Consider the following 20,604-nt stretch of genomic DNA (forward strand, 5'->3'; position numbering starts at 1 on the left):
TAGACCGAGGATGAGGCGCCGGCCACGCGAGGTCGGCACCCCTACGACCCCGGGATACCTCGCCCCGTCATTCCCCAGGGCGTGAGGCACTCACCGATGGTGCGGGCCAACAATGCGTACGTCCTGTGCCGGGGAGAGGCGCTCCGCCAGGACATCGTCAGGTTCCTGACCGGTGCCCCGGACGACAGGGGCCTGGCGACGACGAGCTTCTCGCGCAGGACGTCGGAACGGACATAGAGTGCCGGCAGCAGGGTGATGCCCATGCCGGTGGCCACCATCAGGCGCAAGGTGTCCAACGTCGTGCCCGCATAGTCACGCGCGTGGATCGCCCCCACCCTTTCGCAGAGGGCGGCAATCGGGTCGTGGATGCGATGCCCGCGCTCCATGGTCAGGATTGTTTCCCCGGCAAGGTCATCGGGGGCAATCGTCTCGCTTTCCGCCAGGCGGTGATCCGACGGCAGCACGACGTGCAGCGGTTCCCGAAGCAGGCACACCGACGTGAAGTCGCGATGAATGGGCTGGTCCGGCAGGAGCAGCGCCTCGTAGGTTCCGTCCGAGAGCTTCTCGGGAAGGGCCTCGATCCTGTCTTCACGAATCACGACGCGAAGGTGCGGGTAGGCCGTCCTGAGCGTCGGCATCGCCACCGACAGGACGTAGGCGCCCACGGTCTGGACGACCCCGAACATCATGTTGCCCTGCAGGGCTTCGGGATCGTCCCGGCGCGCGATCTCCTGGATGTCCTCCACCTCCGCAAGCACCGTCCTGGCCCGGCGGGCGATCTCGGAACCGACCGGCGTAAGGATGACGCGCGACCGCGTTCGTTCGATTAGCCGTGCGCCTAGGCGGTCCTCCATCTCCTTCACCTGCATGCTCAGCGTCGGCTGCGTGACGTGGCACGCCTCGGCCGCCCGGCTGAAGTTCAGGGTGTCGGCGACCGCGACGAGGTAGCGAAGCTGCTGGATGCTGGGCATGCTCGCCTTATAGATGTTTTCTATAAGAAGCGCCGGACATTTCGATTTCTGCCTGGGGACGGAACGTGCCACTCCGCCTCTCAACGACCCCAGGATCATTGCCATGTCAGACGTTGCCGTCACCCGGGCACGCGTACGCAAGCCCTCGCTGTTCCGCTCCTTCCTCGATCACAGCGCATCAGGCGGCCTCGTGCTGATGCTCGCCTCCGCCCTGGCCCTGCTGGTCGCCAACTCGGGCCTGGCGGGTGGCTACCACGCCGCCCTTCAAGCCCATGTCGGGCCGCTCAGCCTGCTGCACTGGATCAACGACGCCCTGATGGCGCTGTTCTTCCTGATGGTCGGGCTGGAGATCAAGCGCGAGATGCTCGACGGCCAGCTCGCCACCTGGCGCCGGCGCGTCCTGCCCGGCATCGCGGCACTAGGCGGCATGGCGGTCCCGGCGTTGGTCTATGTCGCGTTCAACCTCGGGGACGCCGACGCACTGCGGGGCTGGGCCGTCCCCGCCGCCACGGACATCGCCTTCGCGCTGGGGGTGCTCTCGCTGCTAGGGTCACGGGTCCCCGCCTCCCTCAAGGTCTTCCTGGCCGCGCTCGCCATCCTCGACGACCTCTGCGCCGTCCTCATCATCGCGGTCTTCTACACCGCCGAGCTCTCCCTCCCGATGCTTGGCGCCTCGGCCATCGTGGTGGCTCTCCTCGTCGGCCTGAACCGGGCCGGGGTGACGCGCCTCTGGCCCTACCTGGCTCTTGGCGCCGTTCTGTGGGTGCTGGTTCTGAAGTCGGGCGTGCATGCGACCCTGGCGGGCGTGGTGCTGGCTCTCGCGATCCCGCTGCGGAATCGTGCCGGCATGGCGGACGACATGGCGATCTCGCCGCTTCACCGGCTGGAGCACGCGTTGCACATCCCGGTCGCCTTCGTCGTGCTGCCCATCTTCGGCTTCGCGAACGCGGGCGTGTCCTTCGGCGGCGTCGCGCCGGAGGTGGCGATGGGTTCGGTGTCGGTCGGCGTGGCCGCCGGTCTTTTCCTGGGGAAGCAACTCGGCGTCTTCGGGGGCACCTGGCTGGCCCTGCGGACCGGGCTTGCCGTGCCGCCGGTGGGCGCGACCACGCTGCAACTCTACGGCACGGCGCTGCTCTGCGGCATCGGCTTCACCATGAGCCTGTTCATCGGACTGCTCGCCTTCCCGACGCACCCGGAGATGCAGGATGCCGTGAAGATCGGCGTCATGGTCGGCTCCGTCCTGTCAGGGGTTCTCGGCGCCGGTGTGCTTGCATGGGCCGGGCGAGGCCGCCGCGTCGCCATTGCGTGAAAGGAGCGCATCCATGCGTTGCGTCGTCCGTTCCCGCCGCCGAACCGGACGGATGCGGACGAGGGCCCAGGCCGTCCCGGCTCCCGGCGAGACGGGCGACCTTTGACGTACCGCGAGGCCGGCCGTTAAGAAGGCGGCGTGTGATGGGAATGGAGCTTCCCGACAACCGCCCGTGAGGGCTGATGGCTCCTGCTGCGAGGGCGCATGGCGTCCGCTCGCGGCGGGAGCCTGCCTGGAGCAAGCCCGCCGCGAGGCGGGCTTTTTGCTGCCCTCGTTCAACGAAGAAGGGCGAAGGATGAACGTGCTGTTGGTTTTTCTCGGTGGTGGGCTGGGGTCGGCCGCCCGCTATGGGATCGGCGTGCTGTCGCTTCGACTGGCCGGCGGCGGTTACCCATGCGGGACGTTCGCCATCAACGTCCTCGGCTCGTTCCTGATGGGCGTCGTGGCGGAGACCTTCGCGCTGAAGGGCGGCCTGCCTCAACCGCTCCGGCTGTTCCTGACCACCGGCGTCATCGGCGGGTTCACCACCTTTTCAACCTATGCGCTGGAGACCGCCCTTCTGCAGGAGCGGGGCGAATGGGGGGCGGCATTCGTCTATGCCCTCGGTTCCGTCGTGATCGGCGTCGCCGCCCTGTTCGCGGGCCTGGCCCTGATGCGGCTCGTCCTCGACTGACAGGGCTCATCCGCCGAGGGTGGAAGTGACCGGCGCGTTGACGGCACGTCCCCCCCTTGGCATTCCATGCGATGGCTATGCGGATACGCAGGCAAAGCTTCGAGCAAGCTGCAGCGGAGGTAGGGGACTTGCCTCGGCCAACGGACCAGGGGTCATCCTGCCATCGTCCGTCGATGGCTCAGCGCCTGACGAAGCCGATGTCGGCGGCGACGTCCTTGAGCCGCTCCGGCTCCCGTTCCTTGCGCTCGGAGTAGCGGTCTACGAGGTGGTCGGACCGCTCGCGCGTCAGCAAGGTGAACTTCATCAGCTCCTCGCAGACGTCGACGACACGGTCGTAAAGAGGGCCGGGCTTCATCCGGCCGGCGTCGTCGAACTCCTTGTAGGCCATTGGCACCGAGGATTGGTTCGGGATGGTGATCATCCGCATCCAGCGTCCCAGCACGCGCAGGCCGTTGACGGCGTTGAACGATTGCGAGCCGCCCGAGACCTGCATCACGGCCAGGGTCCGCCCTTGCGTCGGGCGCACCGACCCTTCCGACAGGGGGAGCCAGTCGATCTGGCTTTTGATGACACCGGTCATGGCGCCGTGCCGCTCGGGGCTGACCCAGACATGGCCCTCGGACCAGATCGATAGGTTTCTGAGCTCCTGCACCTTGGGGTGGTCGGCCGTGGCGTCGTCGGGAAGCGGCAGGCCGTGCGCGTCGTAGATCCGCACCTCGCCTCCCATCGCCTCCAGCAGGCGCGCGGCCTCGTAGGCGAGGAAGCGGCTGAACGAACGCTCCCGGAGCGACCCGTACAGGATCAGGAAGCGTGGGGCATGGGTGAACGGCGTCGCCACCCGCAGGGCGTCGGTCGTCGGGACCACGAAGTGCCCCTCGCCCAGGTTCGGCATTCCATCGGCGAAGGGCTGGTGGGGCTTGTCCAAGACGTTTCGTTCCTCTACGTTTCAACGATGGTTGAGATATTGACATCATGATGGACGAACGGCAAGCCGTCGCCGCCTTCGCGGCCCTCGGCCAGGAGCATCGCCTGCGCATCGTGCGCCAGCTCGTCACCGCCGGGCCGGAGGGCATGGCGGCCGGCATGCTGGCAGAGGCGGTCGGCGTGTCGGGCACCAACCTGTCGTTCCACCTTAAGGAGCTCAGCCATTCGGGGCTGGTCACCTCCCGACGGGAGGGGCGCTCGATCATCTACAGCGCCGCCTACCCGGACCTCTCCGAGCTCATCCAGTTCCTGATGCGCGACTGTTGCCAGGGCCGGCCCGAGGTCTGTGCCCCCGCCGTCGCGGCCCTCGCCGCCTGCTGCCCGCCAACCGGAGACACCGTCCATGCCTGACCGCGTCTACAACGTCCTGTTCCTCTGCACCGGCAACTCCGCCCGCTCGATCCTCGCCGAGGCGATGCTGGCCAAGGACGGCAAGGGTCGCTTTCGCTCTTTCTCCGCCGGCAGCCAGCCCAAGCCGGAGGTGAACCCGATGGCGCTCCAGGTCCTGCGCGAGAGCGACTATCCGACCGAGGGCATGCACTCGAAGTCGTGGGACGAGTTCGCCAAGCCCGACGCACCGGTCATGGATTTCGTCTTCACGGTCTGTGACAACGCCGCCGGCGAGGCTTGCCCGTACTGGCCCGGGCAGCCGGTTACGGCGCACTGGGGCATCGAGGACCCCGCCGCGGTCGAGGGGAGCGAGATCGAGCGCAAAACCGCCTTCGTCACCGCCCAGCGCTACCTCAAGAACCGGATCTCGGCCTTCCTCGCCCTGCCGATGGCGAGCCTCGACCAAGTCTCCCTGTCCGCCAAGGTCCGCGAGATCGGCCAGCAGGCCGGCGCGACCTCGCCCCGTCCGGAGGTCGCGTGATGGACGTCGTCATCTACCACAACCCGGATTGCGGCACGTCGCGCAACACGCTGGCCCTGATCCGCAACGCCGGCATTGAGCCGCACGTGGTCGAGTACCTGAAGACGCCGCCGAACCGGACCCTGGTCCGCCAGCTCGCCGAGCGCGCCGGCGTCACGATCCGTGATCTCCTGCGCGAGAAGGGCACGCCCTACGCGGAACTCGGCCTGGCCGTTACGGCGCTCACGGACGACCAGCTTCTCGATGCGATCGAGACGCACCCGATCCTGCTCAACCGACCCATCGTCGTGAGCCCGAAGGGTGTCGCCCTATGCCGCCCTTCGGAGGCGGTCATCGACCTCCTGCCGGCCCAGCAAGCCGAGTTCGTCAAGGAGGACGGCGAGCGCGTCGTCGACGAGCACGGGCGCCGCGTCGCCACCGCCTGACCCGCCCTGAAAACACAAGAACAAGAAACGTTCCCGATGCTCGCGCTCGCCATCTTCGTCGTCACCCTCGTCTTCGTCATCTGGCAGCCGAAGGGTTTCGGGATCGGATGGAGCGCCCTGATCGGGGCCGCAGTGGCGTTGGCCACCGGGGTCATCAGCCCCGGTGACGTCCCGGTGGTCTGGCACATCGTCTGGGACGCCACCTTCACCTTCGTCGCCCTCATCATCATCTCGCTCCTCCTCGACGAGGCCGGGTTCTTCCACTGGGCGGCCCTTCACATCGCCCGCTGGGGCGGGGGCCGAGGGCGCTTGCTGTTCCCGCTGGTGATCCTCCTCGGTGCGGCCATCGCCGCGGTGTTCGCCAACGACGGGGCGGCCCTGCTGCTCACCCCCATCGTGCTGGCCATCCTGCTACGCCTCGACTTCAAGCCGGCGGCGGCGCTGGCCTTCATCGTCGCCTGCGGGTTCGTGGCGGATTCGACCAGCCTGCCGCTGGTGATCTCGAACCTCGTCAACATCGTCAGCGCGAACTTCTTCGACATCTCGTTCAGCCGCTACGCCGCGGTGATGGTGCCGGTGAACCTCGTGTCGCTGGCGGCGACCCTGGTGGTGCTGTGGTTGTTCTACCGGAGCGACCTGCCGGCCACGTACCCGGTGACCGAGCTCGAACCGCCGCGGAACGCGATCAAGGACCCGCTCGTCTTCAAGGCGGCATTCCCGCTCCTGGCCCTGCTACTGGTCGCCTACTTCGTGACGGCCCCGTTCGGCGTGCCGGTCTCGGTCGTGACCTGCGCCGGCGCCGTGGTGCTGTTGGCGCTGGCCAACCGGAGCCGCGTCATCCGGATCCGCAAGGTGCTCGCCGGCGCGCCCTGGCAGATCGTGCTCTTCAGCCTCGGCATGTACCTCGTCGTCTACGGCCTGAAGAACGCCGGCCTGACCGATTACCTGGCGCAGCGACTTACCTGGCTCTCGGGTCACGGACCGTTCGTTGCTACCATCGGCACGGGGGTCGCCGCCGCGATCATGTCGTCGGTGATGAACAACATGCCGAGCATGCTGGTCGGCGCGCTCTCGATCCAGCAGGCCCCGGATCTCTCACCGCTGATGCGTGAACTGATGGTCTACGCCAACGTCATCGGCTGCGACCTTGGCCCGAAGTTCACACCCATCGGGAGTCTGGCGACCCTGCTGTGGCTGCACGTCCTCGACACCAAGGGCCAGCGCATCACCTGGGGCCAGTACATGAGGGTCGGCCTGATCATCACCCCGCCGGTTCTCCTCGTGACCCTGGCGGCCCTGGCGCTCTGGCTGCCAATGCTCGGGGCCCGGTAGCGGGCCGATGGGCCCGATGCGCCGCTGGCCGGTGATCTCGGCCCTCGGCATCGTCCAGATCCTGACCTGGGGCTCATCGTTCTACCTGCTGTCGGTGCTGGCCGCCCCAATGACGCAGGACACGGGATGGCCCTTGGGATGGGTCATCGGCGGCCTGTCCCTCGGCCTTCTTGTCGCCGGTCTCGTGTCGCCGCGCGTAGGGATCTTGATCGGGGAGCATGGCGGCCGGCCGGTGCTGGCCTTCGCCGCGGTGATCCTCGCCGTTGGCCTGACGGTCCTAGGCCTGGCCCCGAACCTACCGACCTACCTTGGCGGCTGGCTTATTGTCGGCCTTGGCATGGGCACCGGCCTGTACGATTCCGCCTTCGCTACGCTCGGGCGCCTCTACGGCGCCGAGGCCCGGCCTGCCATCACGACCCTGACCCTTTGGGGCGGCTTCGCGAGCACGGTAAGCTGGCCCCTGTCGGCCTTCCTGATCGAGCGGGTCGGCTGGCGAGGGACCTGTCTCACCTACGCCGGACTCCATCTCACGATCACGCTTCCCCTCGTCCTCATGGTGATCCCCCGGCCGCCTGTACGTCCCGTCGGGCAATCCGAAGACGTGGCCCCGAGCGTCCGGCTCGATGGTCGGGAGCGTCGTGCCTTCCTCCTCATGGCGGGGGTGCTGACCCTCGGGGGTACGGTGATGGCCATGGTTTCGGTGCACCTCATCGCACTGCTCCAGGCCCGAGGCGTGGCGCTCTCCTCTGCCGTGGCCTACGGCGCCCTGATCGGACCCGCCCAGGTCGGCGCCCGCATCGTAGAGATGGCCGGCAAGGGACGGCATCACCCCCTCTGGACCCTCACGGCCGCGATGCTGCTGGTCGCTATCGGGGTTGCGATGCTTGCCGCGGGACTGCCTGTTTTCGGGCTGGCGCTGGTCCTCTACGGGGCCGGCAACGGGATCTATTCGATTGCCCGTGGGACGGTGCCCCTGGCCCTGTTCGGTCCCGAGCGCTACGCCGCGTTCGTCGGCCGGCTCGCCCGTCCGGGGCTGGTGGCGCAGGCGCTTGCCCCCTCCGTCGGGGCCGTGGTCCTCGCCCAAGGCGGCGCGAACGCCACCTACGCCCTACTCAGCATACTCGCCGTAGCGAACGTCACACTTGCCCTATCCCTCTGGCATGTCCGGCCGCGAAGCTAAGATGGTGCCCTGAAACGGAAAGGGCATCCGGCTTTCCCCAGATGCCCTCTTTACTATACGCTGAATGATCACAGGACTTAGGTACCCAAAAGCGGATCATTGGTTCCGCTATTAATGTAAGTCTATCAGCTCAACCGTGGCGCACGAGCGCGATGATATTGGAGATGCTAATTTTTGGTTCGCAGTAAACGCTAGAGCGCCTCTCTATCCCTTTCCATTGGTGGCGGCTTCGTAGTAATCTTGGATTTGGCGATGAGAGCAGTTGAGCCGGTTTTCTGGCACCCGACGCCTAGACCGTTGTCTGCTTAAGGACAGCACGTCACCGAAAGCAGCCAGACTGCTCCCCACCCATTATGGACGGTCAGGGTGCACGACATCCCCTGTCGTTGAGTCAACAGCCTGAAGACCGTCACGGTACCGTCCGGCTGCCCCTCATGGTCGCGAACAGCGCTTCGGTTGGCGGCCGGGCCTTTTCGTGTCTCGTGTCCCCCGCCCGGGCGCGGTCGGGATGCCCGACGTGGTCGCGACCCCGAGCTCAGGCCTTGGTGCCCGACGGTTCCGGCATCCGTGTCAGCAGGAGTGCCGCGGCGGTCCCGATGGCGCTGGAGACGAGGAACGCGGCGGTGAACCCGCTGAGGTCGACAATGCTGCCGGCGAGGACGTTCGACAAGGCGATGGCGACGCCTTGGACGGTCGCGATGGCACCGGAGGCGAGGTTGTAGCGGCTCTTGTCCTCCATGAAGTCGGCGATCATCAGCGGCTTGATCGCGCTGTAGAGACCGGTGCTCACCCCCTCCAGGGACTGGACCGCAAACAACCAGATCGCGTCGTCGGACACCGTGTAGAGCAGCGCTCGGACAGGCAGCATCGCGAACGCGAACAGGATGATGGGCTTGCGCCCCCAGCCGTCGGCAAGTCGTCCGACCAGGATGGCCATGGGGAGCATTACGACCTGGGCCGCGATGATGGTCGTCGACGTGATCGCCGCCGACCAATCCTGGTGCGCCAGGGAGATCTTCTGGGCGACGAGCGAGGCCATCGGCCCGTTCGCCAACTGGAACAGGAAGATCGACGCGGCGAAGATCAGCAGGGGGCGGTTGGCGAGGAGCACCTTGAGCGCGGAGCCGCCCTTCGCCTTGGGCTTCACCTCCTCGGCGAGCTCCTGACCGACGATGTCGCGCGGGATGGACAGCACCGCCGCGGCGGCGACGAGCGATAAGGCGGGAACCAGGAAGAACACGGCCCGGTCCGGGAAGCCGTAGCCCACCAGGGCGATCAGGACGGCAATGCAGACGTTGCCGCCCCGATACCAGGCGCTGTTGCGGCCCATCCGGCGTGACAGGCGCGCCTTCGGGAAGATGCCGAGGGTGAGGCCGGCGATGGTCGGGGTGAAGCTGCTGCCTGCCGCGGTCAGGACCGTGAAGGCGACCAGCACCGGCCAGAACTGCGGCCAGACCGCGATCACCGCGGCTCCTGCCGACGCCGCCAACAAGGCGGCCACGATGGCCATTCGCTTGTCGCGCGCCCGGTCGATGACGGCACCGAGGGGCGCCTGCAGTCCGACCCCGATGAGACCCGCGATGGTGGTCACCAACCCGACCGTCGTGGCACTCCATTCCCGGTGCACGAGCAGGAAGACGTTGAGGTAGGGTCGCAGCCCGCCGTTCACGTCGACAAGGGTCAGGTTGAGGAGGTCGAACTTGCGCGGGTGCAGGTCCCTCGCTTCCCCGGTCCCGTCCGCGCGACATGGCCGTTCTACGTTCCCGCTCATGCTCTCATGACGCCTGCTTCCATGCCGATGTTAGGGGGAGTGACGTCCATGTAACGATTGCGTTCCATCGGCGCCGTTACCGTTCCCCGGCGGGACGGCGAGGGCATCGTCGGGACCCCAAACGGACGCCAGCCGTCCTTCGGATTTCGACCGGAAGGGAATCGCGCGACAAACATGGCCCGTCGGCCCAAAGCCTCGTCGTCAGGTCCGTGAGCCAAGCCGGCGGAGCGTTCATCAGACCTGTTTCCAGCACCTTGTCGTAGCCGAGCGCGATGATCGGCCCGGTGAAGACGAGGATGAGCCCGAGGGCGGCCTTCAGCACTTTGCCCAGTTCCATCATCCGGTCGCGCCAGCGCATCAGGAACTCGCGCGACAGGTTGCCGAGCGGCAGGCCGGCGGTCGAGAAGCCGCCGAACCAGATCTCGGCCCGGTCGCTCACCGGTCCGGCGGCCGCGGCCAGCCGCGTCCGGGGAATATGTCCGCCGAGGCTAGCGTAGGGTCAGCGCATCCAACCAGCCGTGGGACGCGGCGTAGCGAATGATCTCCGCTCGCGTCCTCAGTCCGAGCTTCTCGGCGGCCCTGGCCTTGTAGGTCTCGACCGACTTCACGCTCACATTGATGCGCCGCGCGATCTCCTTGTTGCTGAGACCCTGCGCGATGAGGCGGAGCGTCTCCGCCTCCCGTGGGCTGAGCGCCTCGCCACCGTCGCCTCCGGTACCCTTCGCCGAGGTCGCGGGTTGCGCCATGGCGTGGCTCGCGACGGACGGGTCGAGGTAAACGCCACCGGCCGCCACCGCATGGACCGCCCTGAGAAGGTCCTCGGCCGCGGAGCGTTTCAAGAGGTAGCCCCTGGCGCCGGCCTTCAGCAGCGGCTGGACGTAGGCGGCGTCCTCATGGACCGTAAGGACGAGGACCTTGGTTCCGGGGCACTCCGCGGTGACCCGCTCCGTCAGTTCGAGGCCGTTGAGGCCGGGCATCGAGACGTCGACAACGGCGACCTCGGGCGAGACCGAGCGGATCAGCGGAAGCGCCTCGCCGCCGTTCGTGGCCTCGCCGACCAGTTCGATCTCGGGGTCGGCGTTCAGGAGCGCCCGGATGCCGGCGAGGACGATGGGATGGTCGTCGGCGAGGACGACGCGGATGCGGCCCATGGACAGGTCCTTCATGCGCAGGCGGCCTGCGGAACGGGAATGGCGATGAACAACGTCGTGCCGACCCCCGGAGAGGTTTCAAGGGTGAGCGCACCGCCGAGGAGCGACAGGCGCTCGCGGATGCCGGACAGGCCCAGGCGCGGCTTGGCCGGTGAACCGTCCTCCGTCATCCCGGGAACGACCTCGGGATCGAACCCTACGCCGTCGTCCTCTACGATCACCCGCACCTCCTGCGGACGGTGCTCGACCGAGACGCTGACGGTGTCGGCCTGGGCGTGCTTCAGGACGTTGGTGAGCGCCTCCTGCACGATCCGGTAGATCGCGGTCTCGGCGGCGGCGGACAAGCGGACGGGGTCGCCGAGGAACTCAAGGTCGGCGCGGACCCCATGGCGTCGCCCCCACTCCCGGAGCAGGGTGGCGAGGGCCTCGTGGAGGCCGAGATCGTCGAGGGCGGTCGGGCGCAAGTCGACGGCCGCGCGATGGATGTCGCGCCCGATCTCGCCGGCGAGCGTTTGCAGCCATTGGACCTGCCGGGTCGCTTCCGGGTCGGCGACGCAGGATGCGAGCAACCGTTCCAGGCCCTTCAGGCCGAGCGACAGGCCCGTGACGGTCTGGCCGACCTGGTCGTGGAGCTCGCGCGCGATGCGGCGCTGTTCGTTCTCCTGCGCCTCGCCGAGGCGGCGGAGGAGTTCGAGGCGCTCCGCCTCGGCGCGTTTGCGCGGCTCGATGTCGGACACCACACCGTAGACCAGGCCGGCTGCGCCAGCGTCACGCAGGCGGGGCGCGCGGCCGGCCAAGCGTACCCAGCGCGGTTCGGGACCCGTGCCGTCGACGCGGAATTCGACGTCGAAAGCCCCCCCGTCCGCCAGGCTCCAGCGCAGGTCGTCGGAGAGGCGGGCGCGGTCGTCCGGGTGAACCATCCCGATCACCATGCCGACATCGGCCTCCGTCTCGCCGCCCTCCGTGACGTCGGCCCTCCAACCCAGCAGTTGGGCCGCACGTGGCGACCCCGTCACCTTACCCCGGACCGTATCCCATCGCAGCGTTCCAAGCTCGGCGGCATCGGCGGCGATGGCGCCCTGCTCCTCGATCGACCTCAGCGCCAGGGAAAACCGCGCCCGCTCGCCGGCCCGTCTCTGCGCCATGTCGCGGCCGACCAGGCCGACCAGCGCGAGGGCGAGGCCGATGCTGAGGACACTGCCGCCGGCCAGGACAAGGTAGGAGCGCAGGACCGGGGCGTTCAGCGTCGCGGCCGGCATCCCGAAATGCACCGACCAGCCGCCGGTATCCGTCAGCGTCCGGTAGACCACCTCGACGTTCGATCCCTCCAAGGTGGAGCCCGAGTAGAAGCCGTTGGGCGCGTGCCGGATCGCCGCCTGCAGTGCGGCGTCGGCGGGTTGCCCGAGTTCCTCCGCCTCGGCGCGGGTGCGGGCGATGGTGTTGCCGTCGGCGTCGACGATGGTCCCGACCCAGCCATCCGGTGCGCCGGCGTCGCGCAGGATCGAGCTGACCGCGTCGTTGGCGAGCCCGACAGATAGGACGTAGCGGAGGTCGCCTTTCCTGATGACCGGGACCCGCAACGCGACGAGGCGCTTGCCCGAGACCGGCCCGACCGGGCCGATGCCGCCGACCACGGGGCGATGCGTCCCGACGACGGCGTCGAAGCTTCGGCGGTCGGCGGTGGGGCCGAGCTCGTCGTCGAGGGAGCGGAGCAGGTTGACGATCTGGACGCCGTCCGGCCTCGAAAGCTCGACGGTCTCCCAGAGCGGTCGTGCCCGCTTGAGCCGCTCGGCCTCGGCGTAGAAAACGGCGAGGTCCGGCTTGTCGAGGGTGGCGGATGCCGCTTCCGCTTCGAGGACGCCGATCTGCGCGGTGATGTCGGAAGAGACGCGCTCGGCCACGCGGCTCGCGCTGGCCACCGCGGCGCTGCGGGTGAGGTCGCGCTGCTGCTGCGCCATCGACGTGGCGACCCAGCCGCTGAGCAGGAGCACCGGAATGGCGGCCGCGAGCGCTAGCGCGACGACGGTGCGACCGTTGCCACGGTTGAGTTGCGCCTGATCCGCCCCGTCTGAACGGACTTTTATCCGGATGGTCATGAACGCGACCCTCGGACGGACCCGTCCATGGCGGAGGATGCCGCCAGTCCGACATGCCCGATCCTAAAGCCCATGCGCCCGCCGGCCGAGATGCCCGACACCGGTGGCCCGGTATCACCGAGACCCTTCATCCACCTCGATGTCCAAGGCCCGGTGGAACGGCGGTGACCCCGCGTCGTCTCCGAGGAGGCGTCGTCCCGAGGCTATGACCTGAAGGGTTTGACGGCCGCCTTCCGAGGCGAGCACGCCTTGCTCCAGGTCCCTCAGGCGTTCGATCAGGTTCGGCGGTGGGATGCCGTCCTGATCGAGGCCGGCCTCCACCAGGGCGGTCACAACACGCTCAAGTCGGCCGAAGGTATGGCCTTCCAGGGACGACGGTTTCTTCCTGCCCATATAGCCCATGCATCGATATCCCGGCCCTCGTCGGCATGGCTCCGGCAAGGGCGCCGATCCGGGCCCGCACAGCATGACCCGTTGACCCCGCCGAGGGGCGCCTTAGGTCGCCGCCGAAAGTTCCGGGGCCGACGCGCCAGGCCGGAGCCCTGCGACGCGTGCCATCACACGCGGATGCGGCACCCTTGTGTCGAGGTCCCAGACCGATCCGTCAAAGCCCTCGTACCAGGCGCGGCGTTCGCGCGAGTCCCCCGGATAGGGGCATGCGTCCCTCGGGCGACCCATGGTTCGGGCGCGCGCGCCCTGCTTGATGACATCCATGATCATCGGCGCTTCCTCTCCGTCATCTCGAAATCGTTCGACGGCATCGAGTAGCGCCCGGATCGACGGCACCGACAAGCTTGTTTCCCGAACCCTGCCGTTCTCACCGACGCGTGTCAGGATCTTCCCGACACCTGCGGGAGCGGAACGCGCTTGACCGTTGCCGATGGACAGTCGCGTTCCTCCCCCCAGGCGATACGGCGGGGCGGCCATGGATGGTTGGCCGCCCCGACCGTGAACGTCGCTCAGGAACTCTTCTTGTCGTACTTGAAGGCAGGCGCGTTCTTCAGCGTGTCCTTATCGGTGTCGACCATGGCCTTGAGAGTGTCGTCGGCGCGATGGAGGAAGACCGACGCGGGATCGACCAGGACGTAGCGTTCGCCAATTCCGAGGAAGCCACCGACGCTGACGACGATGCCGGAGACGGTCTTGCCGTTGTCGATGACCAGGTCCTCGATCTCGCCGACGGTCTCGTTCTGCTTGTTGTAGAGGTTCTTGCCGACGAGCTTCGAGGAGGTCACCTCGGCCGGCGTGGCAGTGACGAACCTGATCTTGGCGGTGGCCGTGTCGGCCATGGTCATGCCACCCATTCCGCCCGTCGACGTGGGCATCGCGGTGCCGGCCGCCTGGGCCTTCATCTGGCCGGTCTGGTCACTGGCAGGCTTCTGCATGACCTTGTCTTGCGCGAGCGCGGGACCGGCAAGGAATGCGCTGGCGACGAGCGCGCTGACAACGATGTTCTTCATCCGGTTCTCCTCGATCTGGGGAAGTCTCGGCACGGGGCCGACATCCGTCATTCGAGGGCTTGGACCTGCCACGGGCGGCCCAAGCCCTCGACTCGCGTGCGGGGCTTAGTAGCCGCAGCCAAGGTACGGGCGGCCGTAGCCGTAGCGGACCGGGGCGTAGCCGTATCCATAGCCGTAGGGACGGCCGTATCCGGCACCGTAATAGGCCGGCCGGATCGCCGCGGCGGCGAGCCCGAGGCCGAGGCCGGTGGCGAGGCCGAAACCGCGATAGCCGCGACGGTAACCGTAGCGTCCGTAGTGCCGCCCGTACCCGAAGCGGGCGTGCCGGAAGCCGAACCCGCGATAGCCGCCGAACCCGTGTCGGTGCGAGCGGAAGCCGATGCCGCGGAAGCCGCCGTGATGCCCCCGGAAGCCACCGAATCCGCGGTGGTGTCCATGGAAGCCGCCGAAGCTGCCGTGGTGTCCGTGGAAGCCATGCCCTCTGCCGAAGGGCCTCGCCTCGCTCGACGGGGCGAACAGGACGAGGCTCGATACCGCCGCGAGGGCGACTGCGATGCGTTTCATGGAGCGACTCCGGATGGGCCATGCCTGGCCGCGCGGTGGGAGGAAAGGCTCGACCGGCGATCCGGCCTTGTCGAACGCGCCCGGACCGGACCGGTGCAGCCTTTCCGGCTCACCTCGTCATCTGGGTCGCCGGATGTGACCCGATCAGTCAGAGAAGACCGCACCCCCGTCAGGGTAAACCTGACAGCCGCCTGGGTGCCCTCCGAGTACGTCTTGCAATCCATGCGAAGTCATACGAGGTCGCGGTCAGGGCGTGCCCCGGCGGTGGATCGGGGTTCACGCGGCCGAATGGCAGGGGTACGCATGAAACAAGCGATGCGTCGAACGGCACGGCTGCTTCGCACGCTCCGGAGGCGGCCCGGCGGCGTCTCGCCATTCGGTGACCCCAGTGCCGGACCGGCGACGGCGGCCGAATGCTCCGTCGAGGACTGGGCCCGTTACGGCGGAGGGCTCAACGCATCGGACCTCGCCCCCGACCAGAACCGCATCCGGTACCCCGCCCATGACGTGCCGACGTGAGCTAGGTTCGGATGCCGGAAATTCCTGGCTTGAGGCGCCCTCGGCATGCCGCAGGTGGCGACGCTGGCCAGGAGAGCTTCCGCGGCCGGCCAACGACAACCGGAACTTTGCGCCGCCCGGGGCGATCCACGCGGTCGGCTTGGCCGTCCTCGGATGCGTCGTGGTGCTCTCCCTGGTCATGGCCCTGGCGACCTGATCGGGAACGCGGATCCGCCCGCATCACCGATGGACCGAGGGCGGTTTCGACCCACCGTGAAGATGTCGCCCACAAACCGAAGGGTCGGTGAGCGGTCGACCATGGGGCGATGGTTTGCCTATGGGCCTTTCCCTCTCACGGATTGGCGCAGGCGACGGTCAGACGCGTCGATGGGACCTGGCAGCTTGGGGACGACGTCGAAGGCGACGAGCAGGAGGCGGTACGTGGTCGTCGATGCTGTTCGCGTAACGGGTGGTTGGCGGTGTAAGGCGGGGCTCAGTTCGAGACCTGCGTGATAGCCCGCTCGACGTTGACGCGAGCCGACCGATCCTCGGCGCTGTCCTGCCCCCTGAGATCGGCCAGGCCCTGACGTCGACGTTCTCGATCCCGGGGCGAACGGACCCCACGGTTACCCAGCCGTTCGCATACGCTGCCCAGGTTTCCGGCTCAGTTGAGCCGTTCCGTCTCCGCGACCTTGGCCGCCAGGGCCTGGCCGATCTTGAACAGCGCCCTGCGGAGGTCCGGCAGGGCTTGCTGCCCGCCGTCGTCCTCGACCAGCGAATGGGCCATGATGAGGTAATCGGCGACCCGGTCGAGGGCGAAGGCCGGCGTCGTCGCTGGATGGGGCGCGGGCGGACGGAACCGCTCGACGTCGCCATAGGCACGGATCGTGTCCGTCGCGCCGTGGGCGAATTCCGTGATGGTGCCGAGATAGCCGGTGAAGGCGTCTCCGAGCAGTCCGAACGAGGGGACGCCCCCTGCGGCAACCCATCGGCAGGTGCCGTCGGGCTTGAGGAGGCGATATCGGACATTGAACTCGGCGCCGCGCCGGGTGGCTCGGTCCAGGATATCCTCGACGATGGGCCTGTCATCCGGATGCACGCGTGCGAGCCAACCCCTGCCGCGGGCGTCGTCGCCCTTCTGCCCGGTGACCGCCGTCCATTCGGCGCTCGTGTAGACGCAGTGGCCGGCCGGGTCGGTGAGGAAGATCATCGAGTCGCCCCGCATCAGGATGGCCGCGACGGATAGGTCGTGCTCCGTCAGACATCGCAAACCCTGGACGGTAGACGGCCACGAACTTGTCGCCGCGCCGGTTCCCTGGATCAAGCCTTACCGAGATCGAACGGGTCCGAGGATGACCGAGCCCGGGGCGAAGGCTCTCGTACGGCCGGAAGCGATAGCGGACATCCTCGGCTGCATCCCCTTCCATACCGACGCCGCGCGCAGGGTTGGCGCCAGCAAGGAGGAGATGTTCGAGGCATTGGGCGTTGCAGTGGCCCTGAATGCCGGTGCGGCGCTCGTCGACAGCGCCGGGGCATTCAACGCATTCACGCGCGACGCCGGCTGATCGGCGCAGCCGAGGGACGATCAATCCTCAAGAGGCATGCGCAGCGCTTCCAGGAGTGCGATGTCTACCTTCGGCCGCCGCGAGAGATGCGAAGCCATCCGATCCCCATGAAGGTCGAACCCCCACCAGGTCGACTGATCTGGCGGGGGCTTGGGAGGCATGGCTTTCAGTCCGAGACCGAACGATCTGCCGCGTCAGCGGCGGCAACGACCACCCGGACCGCGGTAGAGGCCGGGCGGGCAGCCGCGCGGCGCGCCCGTGATGGCCCGCCGCATGGCGCCGCGCGGTCCGCGGTTCAGGCGGCAGCCTCCCAACGGACCGCGATGGGCGCCGAAGCCGCAACCGGCGCGGACCTGGACGATGGGAGCGTCCACGCCGAGACCGCCGGCCGGCATGGGAAGGGCCTGGGCTCCGCCTGCCATGAGCAGGGTCGCGAAACCGCCGACGATGAGACCTGTGAGCTTCATCCTGATTCCTTCGTGGTGGCAGGCGCGGCGCATCGGCCGCGCCCTGGGAAAGATCGCTACCCGAACCCCGATCCCGGGCATTCGGTTCACTTGGCGCGGCATGGCCGCTCCGCGCGGACGACGCGACCGTCGTGGTCGGCGTCGAGCCGGGCGAACCGCTTGGTGGACGTGGCGTCGACCTCCTCCGCGGTGAGGAAGCCGTCGCCGTCCGCGTCGATGGCCCGGAACCGCCCGGCAGGGTCGTAGGGCCCCTTGCCGGGACGGGCGTCCCACCAAGCCGCCCATTCCGCCCGGCTGACGCGACCGTCGTGATCGGCATCGGCCCGCATGATCCGGGTGCGGTGCCGGGCGAGGAACGTGGCGAGGTCGACGCCTGCGCTCGCCCCGCCCTTCGGCGGATCGGTGCCGGGGGGCGTCTGGGCAGAGGCGCCAGATCCCGCCAGGAGCGTGGCGAGGGTCAGGCAGGCGATGGCCTTCTTCATGATCGCACCTCTCGCGTCACCGGGTCGTCGCGGGGCCGCGCCGGATGGTACGGCCCCCAACCTCGACAGGGTCACCAACGGTGATGCCAGCCGTGGTGGCCCCAGCCGCGATGGCCCCAGCCGACATGCCGGTAGCCGCCCCAGCGATGCCAGCGAGGACCGCCCCAACCGAACCGCCGAGGTCCGTAGAACGCAGGCCGGAAGGCGTAGGGCCGGTAGAACACGCGCGGTCCGAGGTTGGGCCGGCAGTAGCCGTAGAACCCACGGTGGCCCCCGAGCCCGCAGCCGTCGCGGGCTTCGGCCGTGCCGGCGGTGGCCAGCGGCGCCGCCAGACCGGCGGCCAGCAGGACCGCGGGTAGGAGCCGCCTTAACAGGCTCGGCGCGCGTACCGCTTCCTTCGTCATCGCTTCGTCTCCCGATGCGGCGTTTCGACTGGCCGTACCTTGCCGCCGGCCTGTCGCAGGGATTTGCCGGAAACCCCCGTTTTCGTCGCGAACCGTCGCGGGTTCGAAAGTCCCGATACATTTCGCGACAGAACCCCCCGGGAGGCGGACGCCGCCGCGCGTTAGGGTCCGGTACGAAAGGTTCGGGACATGGACGACGCACACATCCTGGTGGTCGATGACCACCGCGACATCCGCGATCCGCTCGCGGCCTACCTCAGGCGGCAGGCGCTCAAGGTCACCGTCGCAGCCGACGCGGCGGCCGCCCGCGTCGTCCTGGCGGGAAGCGCCATCGACCTCGTGCTCCTCGACGTGATGATGCCGGGCGAGGACGGGCTCTCGCTCTGCCGCCATATCCGGGAGGCGTACGACACGCCCGTCATCCTCCTCACCGCCCTCGCGGAGGGGACCGACCGGATCGTCGGGCTGGAGATCGGGGCCGACGATTACGTCACGAAGCCGTTCGAGCCGCGCGAGCTCCTCGCCCGCATCAAGAACCTCCTCCGGCGAACGCGCGCGCTTCCCCGCACCCGGGATGGGGCCGACGGACGCAAGCTGACGTTCGACCGCTGGACGCTGGACACCGACCGGCGCGAGCTCGTCGACGACGACGGCACTCCCGTCGCGCTCAGCACGGCCGAGTTCCGCCTGCTGTCGGCACTGACCCGGCATCCGAGGGTGGTGCTCTCGCGCGACCAGCTCCTCGACCTAACCAGCGGCCGGACCGCCGACGCGTTCGACCGCAGCATCGACAACCAGGTCAGCCGCCTCCGGCGCAAGCTGGAGCGCGACCCGGCCAACCCGGGGCTCCTCAAGACGGTCTGGGGCGGCGGCTACGTCCTGGCGGCCGAGGTGAGGATGGTGCCTTGAGGCTGGTGCCGCACTCGCTCGGCGGACGGCTGGCGATCCTGCTGGTGTTCGCCGTCGTCGGCGCCCAGGCCGTGGCCTTCGCGATGTTCGCGCACGAGTCGTCGCGGGTCGGTCGCGCGGCGGCCCGGACCCAGGTGGTCGACCGCATCGCCACGCTGGTTCGCCTGCTCGACGCGGTCCAGCCCGACACCGTCCCGAGCGTGGTCGCAGCGTATGGCTCCCCCCGCCACCGCTTCACCATCGATGCCAGCAGCCTCGTCCCGGAAGGCGCGATGGGAGCCGACGAGGCACGGCTCGCGCGGCGGATCGACCGTCGCATGAAGGACGACGCGAGCCAGGCGCGGATCGCCCTGGTCGAGCGCGACGTCGGGGAGAATGCCCCCCGGGGCCGCCTGTCGGACAGGACCCAGGCCCTGCGGGTCTCCGTCCGGCTCGACGACGGGCGCTGGCTCAACGCCGAGGCCCCGCTCGCGTCGCGGACCCCGCCGTGGATGCGGATCGCGCTCATCCAGGTCCTGGCGAGCGTTGTCGCCGTGCTCGTGGTCGTCGCCGTCGCAAGGCGCGGGATCGTCGGTCCGGTGGCTGACCTCGCCAGGGCCGCGGAGAAGGCCGGTCGCGGCGCCGGGTTCGAGCCGCTGCCGGAGCGCGGCCCGAGCGAGTTGCGGACCATGACGGCGGCGTTCAACCAGATGCAGGAACGCTCGGGGGCCTTCGTTGCCGACCGCACCCGGATGCTGGCCGCCATCAGCCACGACCTGCGCACCCCCATCGCCTCCCTCTGGCTTCGGGCCGAGATGGTCGAGGACGGCGAGCTCCGGAACGCGATGGTCCGTACGATCTCGGATATGGGGCGCATGGTCGACGCGACACTGGCATTCTCCCGGGATGACGCGCTCGCCCAGGACAGCGGCGCATTGGACCTTTCCGAGATGGTCCGGGCGCTCGCGGACGACCACGGAGTGCTCGGGCGGGACGTCACCGTCACGTCCCCGGCCACCGTTCCCTTCCAGGGCCGGCCGCTGGCGCTGCGCCGGGCCCTAGACAACCTGGTCGAGAACGCCGTCCGCTACGGCGACAGGGCACGGATCTCGCTGGAGCGAGCCGACGACCTGATCCGTATCCTCGTCGACGACGATGGGCCGGGGGTGCCGCCCGACAGGATCGAGGAGATGTTCGTGCCCTTCGCGCGGCTAGAGGGCTCGCGCAACGCCGACACGGGCGGGACCGGTCTTGGGCTCGCCATCACACGGTCGGCGATCCGCGCCCATGGGGGCGACGTGGTGCTGGCGAACCGGACCGGTGGCGGATTACGTGCGGAGGTGACCCTGCCGTCCTGAGTATCAGTCGGACGTGAACGCGGCCCAGCCCGTCTCATGCCTCGTTAGTATAGGCACTAGGGCGTGTCATCGCTTGAGCCAATCGAGGGCGGCTGCGAGGGAGAGGACGCCCATGAAGCTGACGGCAGTCTTCTCGTAGCGTGTGGCGATGGCGC

At 68.6% G+C, this 20,604-nt stretch carries 22 protein-coding genes, 3 pseudogenes and 1 riboswitch; of the genes and pseudogenes, 10 read left to right on the forward strand and 15 right to left on the reverse strand.

Going from position 1 to position 20,604, the window contains the following annotated elements; translation table 11 throughout:
* Positions 1 to 41: 41 nt before the first annotated feature.
* The gene (locus tag ASF22_RS13760; RefSeq protein WP_162239566.1) at positions 42 to 1,043 is read right to left on the reverse strand and encodes a LysR substrate-binding domain-containing protein; all 1,002 of its coding nucleotides are present in this window, start codon (positions 1,041 to 1,043) and stop codon (positions 42 to 44) included.
* Between the two features lie 31 nt (positions 1,044 to 1,074).
* Between ASF22_RS13760 and nhaA the strand changes: the two genes are divergently transcribed.
* Both nhaA and crcB read left to right on the forward strand, forming a co-directional pair.
* Positions 1,075 to 2,280 (forward strand): Na+/H+ antiporter NhaA, encoded by a 1,206-nt coding sequence (nhaA, locus tag ASF22_RS13765; RefSeq protein WP_056265305.1) that lies wholly within the window; start codon positions 1,075 to 1,077, stop codon positions 2,278 to 2,280.
* Positions 2,281 to 2,416: 136 nt separating this feature from the next.
* A riboswitch (Fluoride riboswitch) is annotated at positions 2,417 to 2,479 on the forward strand.
* On the forward strand, positions 2,453 to 2,953 hold the full coding sequence (gene crcB / locus ASF22_RS13770; RefSeq protein ID WP_348271147.1) for a fluoride efflux transporter CrcB: 501 nt from the start codon (positions 2,453 to 2,455) through the stop codon (positions 2,951 to 2,953). It overlaps the preceding riboswitch by 27 nt.
* Positions 2,954 to 3,131: 178 nt before the next feature.
* Here crcB and arsH read toward each other — a convergent pair whose 3' ends face one another.
* Positions 3,132 to 3,878, reverse strand: coding sequence for an arsenical resistance protein ArsH (gene arsH / locus ASF22_RS13775; RefSeq protein ID WP_056265310.1), 747 nt, complete (start codon positions 3,876 to 3,878; stop codon positions 3,132 to 3,134).
* A gap of 50 nt (positions 3,879 to 3,928) precedes the next feature.
* On the opposite strand from arsH, the gene ASF22_RS13780 reads away from it, so the two are divergent.
* From ASF22_RS13780 to ASF22_RS13800, 5 genes are read left to right on the forward strand one after another with little or no spacing between them, the layout of a single operon-like run.
* Complete coding sequence (locus ASF22_RS13780; RefSeq protein WP_056265365.1) at positions 3,929 to 4,288, forward strand: metalloregulator ArsR/SmtB family transcription factor; 360 nt, start codon at positions 3,929 to 3,931, stop codon at positions 4,286 to 4,288.
* Positions 4,281 to 4,808: an arsenate reductase ArsC gene (locus tag ASF22_RS13785; RefSeq protein WP_056265314.1), complete on the forward strand. Its 528-nt coding sequence runs from the start codon at positions 4,281 to 4,283 to the stop codon at positions 4,806 to 4,808. Before ASF22_RS13780 ends, ASF22_RS13785 begins: the two co-directional genes overlap by 8 nt.
* Positions 4,808 to 5,233, forward strand: coding sequence for an arsenate reductase (glutaredoxin) (arsC, locus tag ASF22_RS13790; protein WP_056265317.1), 426 nt, complete (start codon positions 4,808 to 4,810; stop codon positions 5,231 to 5,233). Before ASF22_RS13785 ends, arsC begins: the two co-directional genes overlap by 1 nt.
* Positions 5,234 to 5,269: 36 nt before the next feature.
* On the forward strand, positions 5,270 to 6,565 hold the full coding sequence (locus ASF22_RS13795; RefSeq protein ID WP_056265321.1) for an arsenic transporter: 1,296 nt from the start codon (positions 5,270 to 5,272) through the stop codon (positions 6,563 to 6,565).
* Between the two features lie 7 nt (positions 6,566 to 6,572).
* Positions 6,573 to 7,745, forward strand: coding sequence for an MFS transporter (locus tag ASF22_RS13800; RefSeq protein ID WP_056265324.1), 1,173 nt, complete (start codon positions 6,573 to 6,575; stop codon positions 7,743 to 7,745).
* 535 nt (positions 7,746 to 8,280) lie between these two features.
* Here ASF22_RS13800 and ASF22_RS13805 read toward each other — a convergent pair.
* The 9 genes and pseudogenes from ASF22_RS13805 to ASF22_RS13845 form a co-directional block, all read right to left on the reverse strand.
* Positions 8,281 to 9,516: an MFS transporter gene (locus ASF22_RS13805; RefSeq protein ID WP_056265327.1), complete on the reverse strand. Its 1,236-nt coding sequence runs from the start codon at positions 9,514 to 9,516 to the stop codon at positions 8,281 to 8,283.
* A gap of 193 nt (positions 9,517 to 9,709) precedes the next feature.
* Positions 9,710 to 9,985 (reverse strand): annotated as a pseudogene (locus ASF22_RS13810) (cytochrome c biogenesis protein CcdA); the annotation flags it as partial.
* A 19-nt stretch (positions 9,986 to 10,004) separates the two neighbouring features.
* Positions 10,005 to 10,667, reverse strand: coding sequence for a response regulator transcription factor (locus tag ASF22_RS13815; protein ID WP_056265333.1), 663 nt, complete (start codon positions 10,665 to 10,667; stop codon positions 10,005 to 10,007).
* Between the two features lie 11 nt (positions 10,668 to 10,678).
* On the reverse strand, positions 10,679 to 12,763 hold the full coding sequence (locus tag ASF22_RS13820; protein WP_056265337.1) for an ATP-binding protein: 2,085 nt from the start codon (positions 12,761 to 12,763) through the stop codon (positions 10,679 to 10,681).
* 114 nt (positions 12,764 to 12,877) lie between these two features.
* The gene (locus tag ASF22_RS13825) at positions 12,878 to 13,165 is read right to left on the reverse strand and encodes a hypothetical protein (RefSeq protein WP_056265340.1); all 288 of its coding nucleotides are present in this window, start codon (positions 13,163 to 13,165) and stop codon (positions 12,878 to 12,880) included.
* A gap of 93 nt (positions 13,166 to 13,258) precedes the next feature.
* Complete coding sequence (locus ASF22_RS25315) at positions 13,259 to 13,690, reverse strand: Rmf/CrpP family protein (RefSeq protein WP_348271148.1); 432 nt, start codon at positions 13,688 to 13,690, stop codon at positions 13,259 to 13,261.
* 32 nt (positions 13,691 to 13,722) lie between these two features.
* Complete coding sequence (locus ASF22_RS13835) at positions 13,723 to 14,223, reverse strand: PRC-barrel domain-containing protein (protein WP_056265368.1); 501 nt, start codon at positions 14,221 to 14,223, stop codon at positions 13,723 to 13,725.
* Positions 14,224 to 14,328: 105 nt separating this feature from the next.
* Positions 14,329 to 14,787, reverse strand: coding sequence for a hypothetical protein (locus tag ASF22_RS13840; RefSeq protein ID WP_056265344.1), 459 nt, complete (start codon positions 14,785 to 14,787; stop codon positions 14,329 to 14,331).
* A 1,162-nt stretch (positions 14,788 to 15,949) separates the two neighbouring features.
* Positions 15,950 to 16,510: a PAS domain-containing protein gene (locus tag ASF22_RS13845; RefSeq protein ID WP_056265348.1), complete on the reverse strand. Its 561-nt coding sequence runs from the start codon at positions 16,508 to 16,510 to the stop codon at positions 15,950 to 15,952.
* Between the two features lie 184 nt (positions 16,511 to 16,694).
* On the opposite strand from ASF22_RS13845, the pseudogene ASF22_RS24910 reads away from it, so the two are divergent.
* Positions 16,695 to 16,850 (forward strand): annotated as a pseudogene (locus ASF22_RS24910) (carboxymuconolactone decarboxylase family protein); the annotation flags it as partial.
* Positions 16,851 to 17,044: 194 nt separating this feature from the next.
* Here the strand turns inward: ASF22_RS24910 and ASF22_RS13855 are convergent.
* The 3 genes from ASF22_RS13855 to ASF22_RS13865 form a co-directional block, all read right to left on the reverse strand.
* Positions 17,045 to 17,317 carry a hypothetical protein gene (locus tag ASF22_RS13855; RefSeq protein ID WP_056265351.1) on the reverse strand — a complete coding sequence of 91 codons (273 nt, stop codon included), beginning with the start codon at positions 17,315 to 17,317 and terminating at the stop codon, positions 17,045 to 17,047.
* Between the two features lie 86 nt (positions 17,318 to 17,403).
* Positions 17,404 to 17,799: a hypothetical protein gene (locus ASF22_RS13860; protein WP_056265355.1), complete on the reverse strand. Its 396-nt coding sequence runs from the start codon at positions 17,797 to 17,799 to the stop codon at positions 17,404 to 17,406.
* 71 nt (positions 17,800 to 17,870) lie between these two features.
* Positions 17,871 to 18,203 (reverse strand): hypothetical protein, encoded by a 333-nt coding sequence (locus ASF22_RS13865; RefSeq protein WP_244474287.1) that lies wholly within the window; start codon positions 18,201 to 18,203, stop codon positions 17,871 to 17,873.
* A gap of 189 nt (positions 18,204 to 18,392) precedes the next feature.
* Between ASF22_RS13865 and ASF22_RS13870 the strand changes: the two genes are divergently transcribed.
* Together ASF22_RS13870 and ASF22_RS13875 are read left to right on the forward strand one after the other, a co-directional pair.
* Positions 18,393 to 19,112, forward strand: coding sequence for a response regulator (locus tag ASF22_RS13870; RefSeq protein WP_056265357.1), 720 nt, complete (start codon positions 18,393 to 18,395; stop codon positions 19,110 to 19,112).
* Between the two features lie 5 nt (positions 19,113 to 19,117).
* Positions 19,118 to 20,449, forward strand: coding sequence for an ATP-binding protein (locus ASF22_RS13875; RefSeq protein WP_056265360.1), 1,332 nt, complete (start codon positions 19,118 to 19,120; stop codon positions 20,447 to 20,449).
* Between the two features lie 66 nt (positions 20,450 to 20,515).
* Here ASF22_RS13875 and ASF22_RS23910 read toward each other — a convergent pair.
* A pseudogene (locus tag ASF22_RS23910) lies at positions 20,516 to 20,604 on the reverse strand (IS5/IS1182 family transposase); the annotation flags it as partial.

Origin of the sequence: Methylobacterium sp. Leaf87 (assembly GCF_001422775.1) — a bacterium.
Taxonomy (GTDB): Bacteria; Pseudomonadota; Alphaproteobacteria; order Rhizobiales; family Beijerinckiaceae; genus Methylobacterium.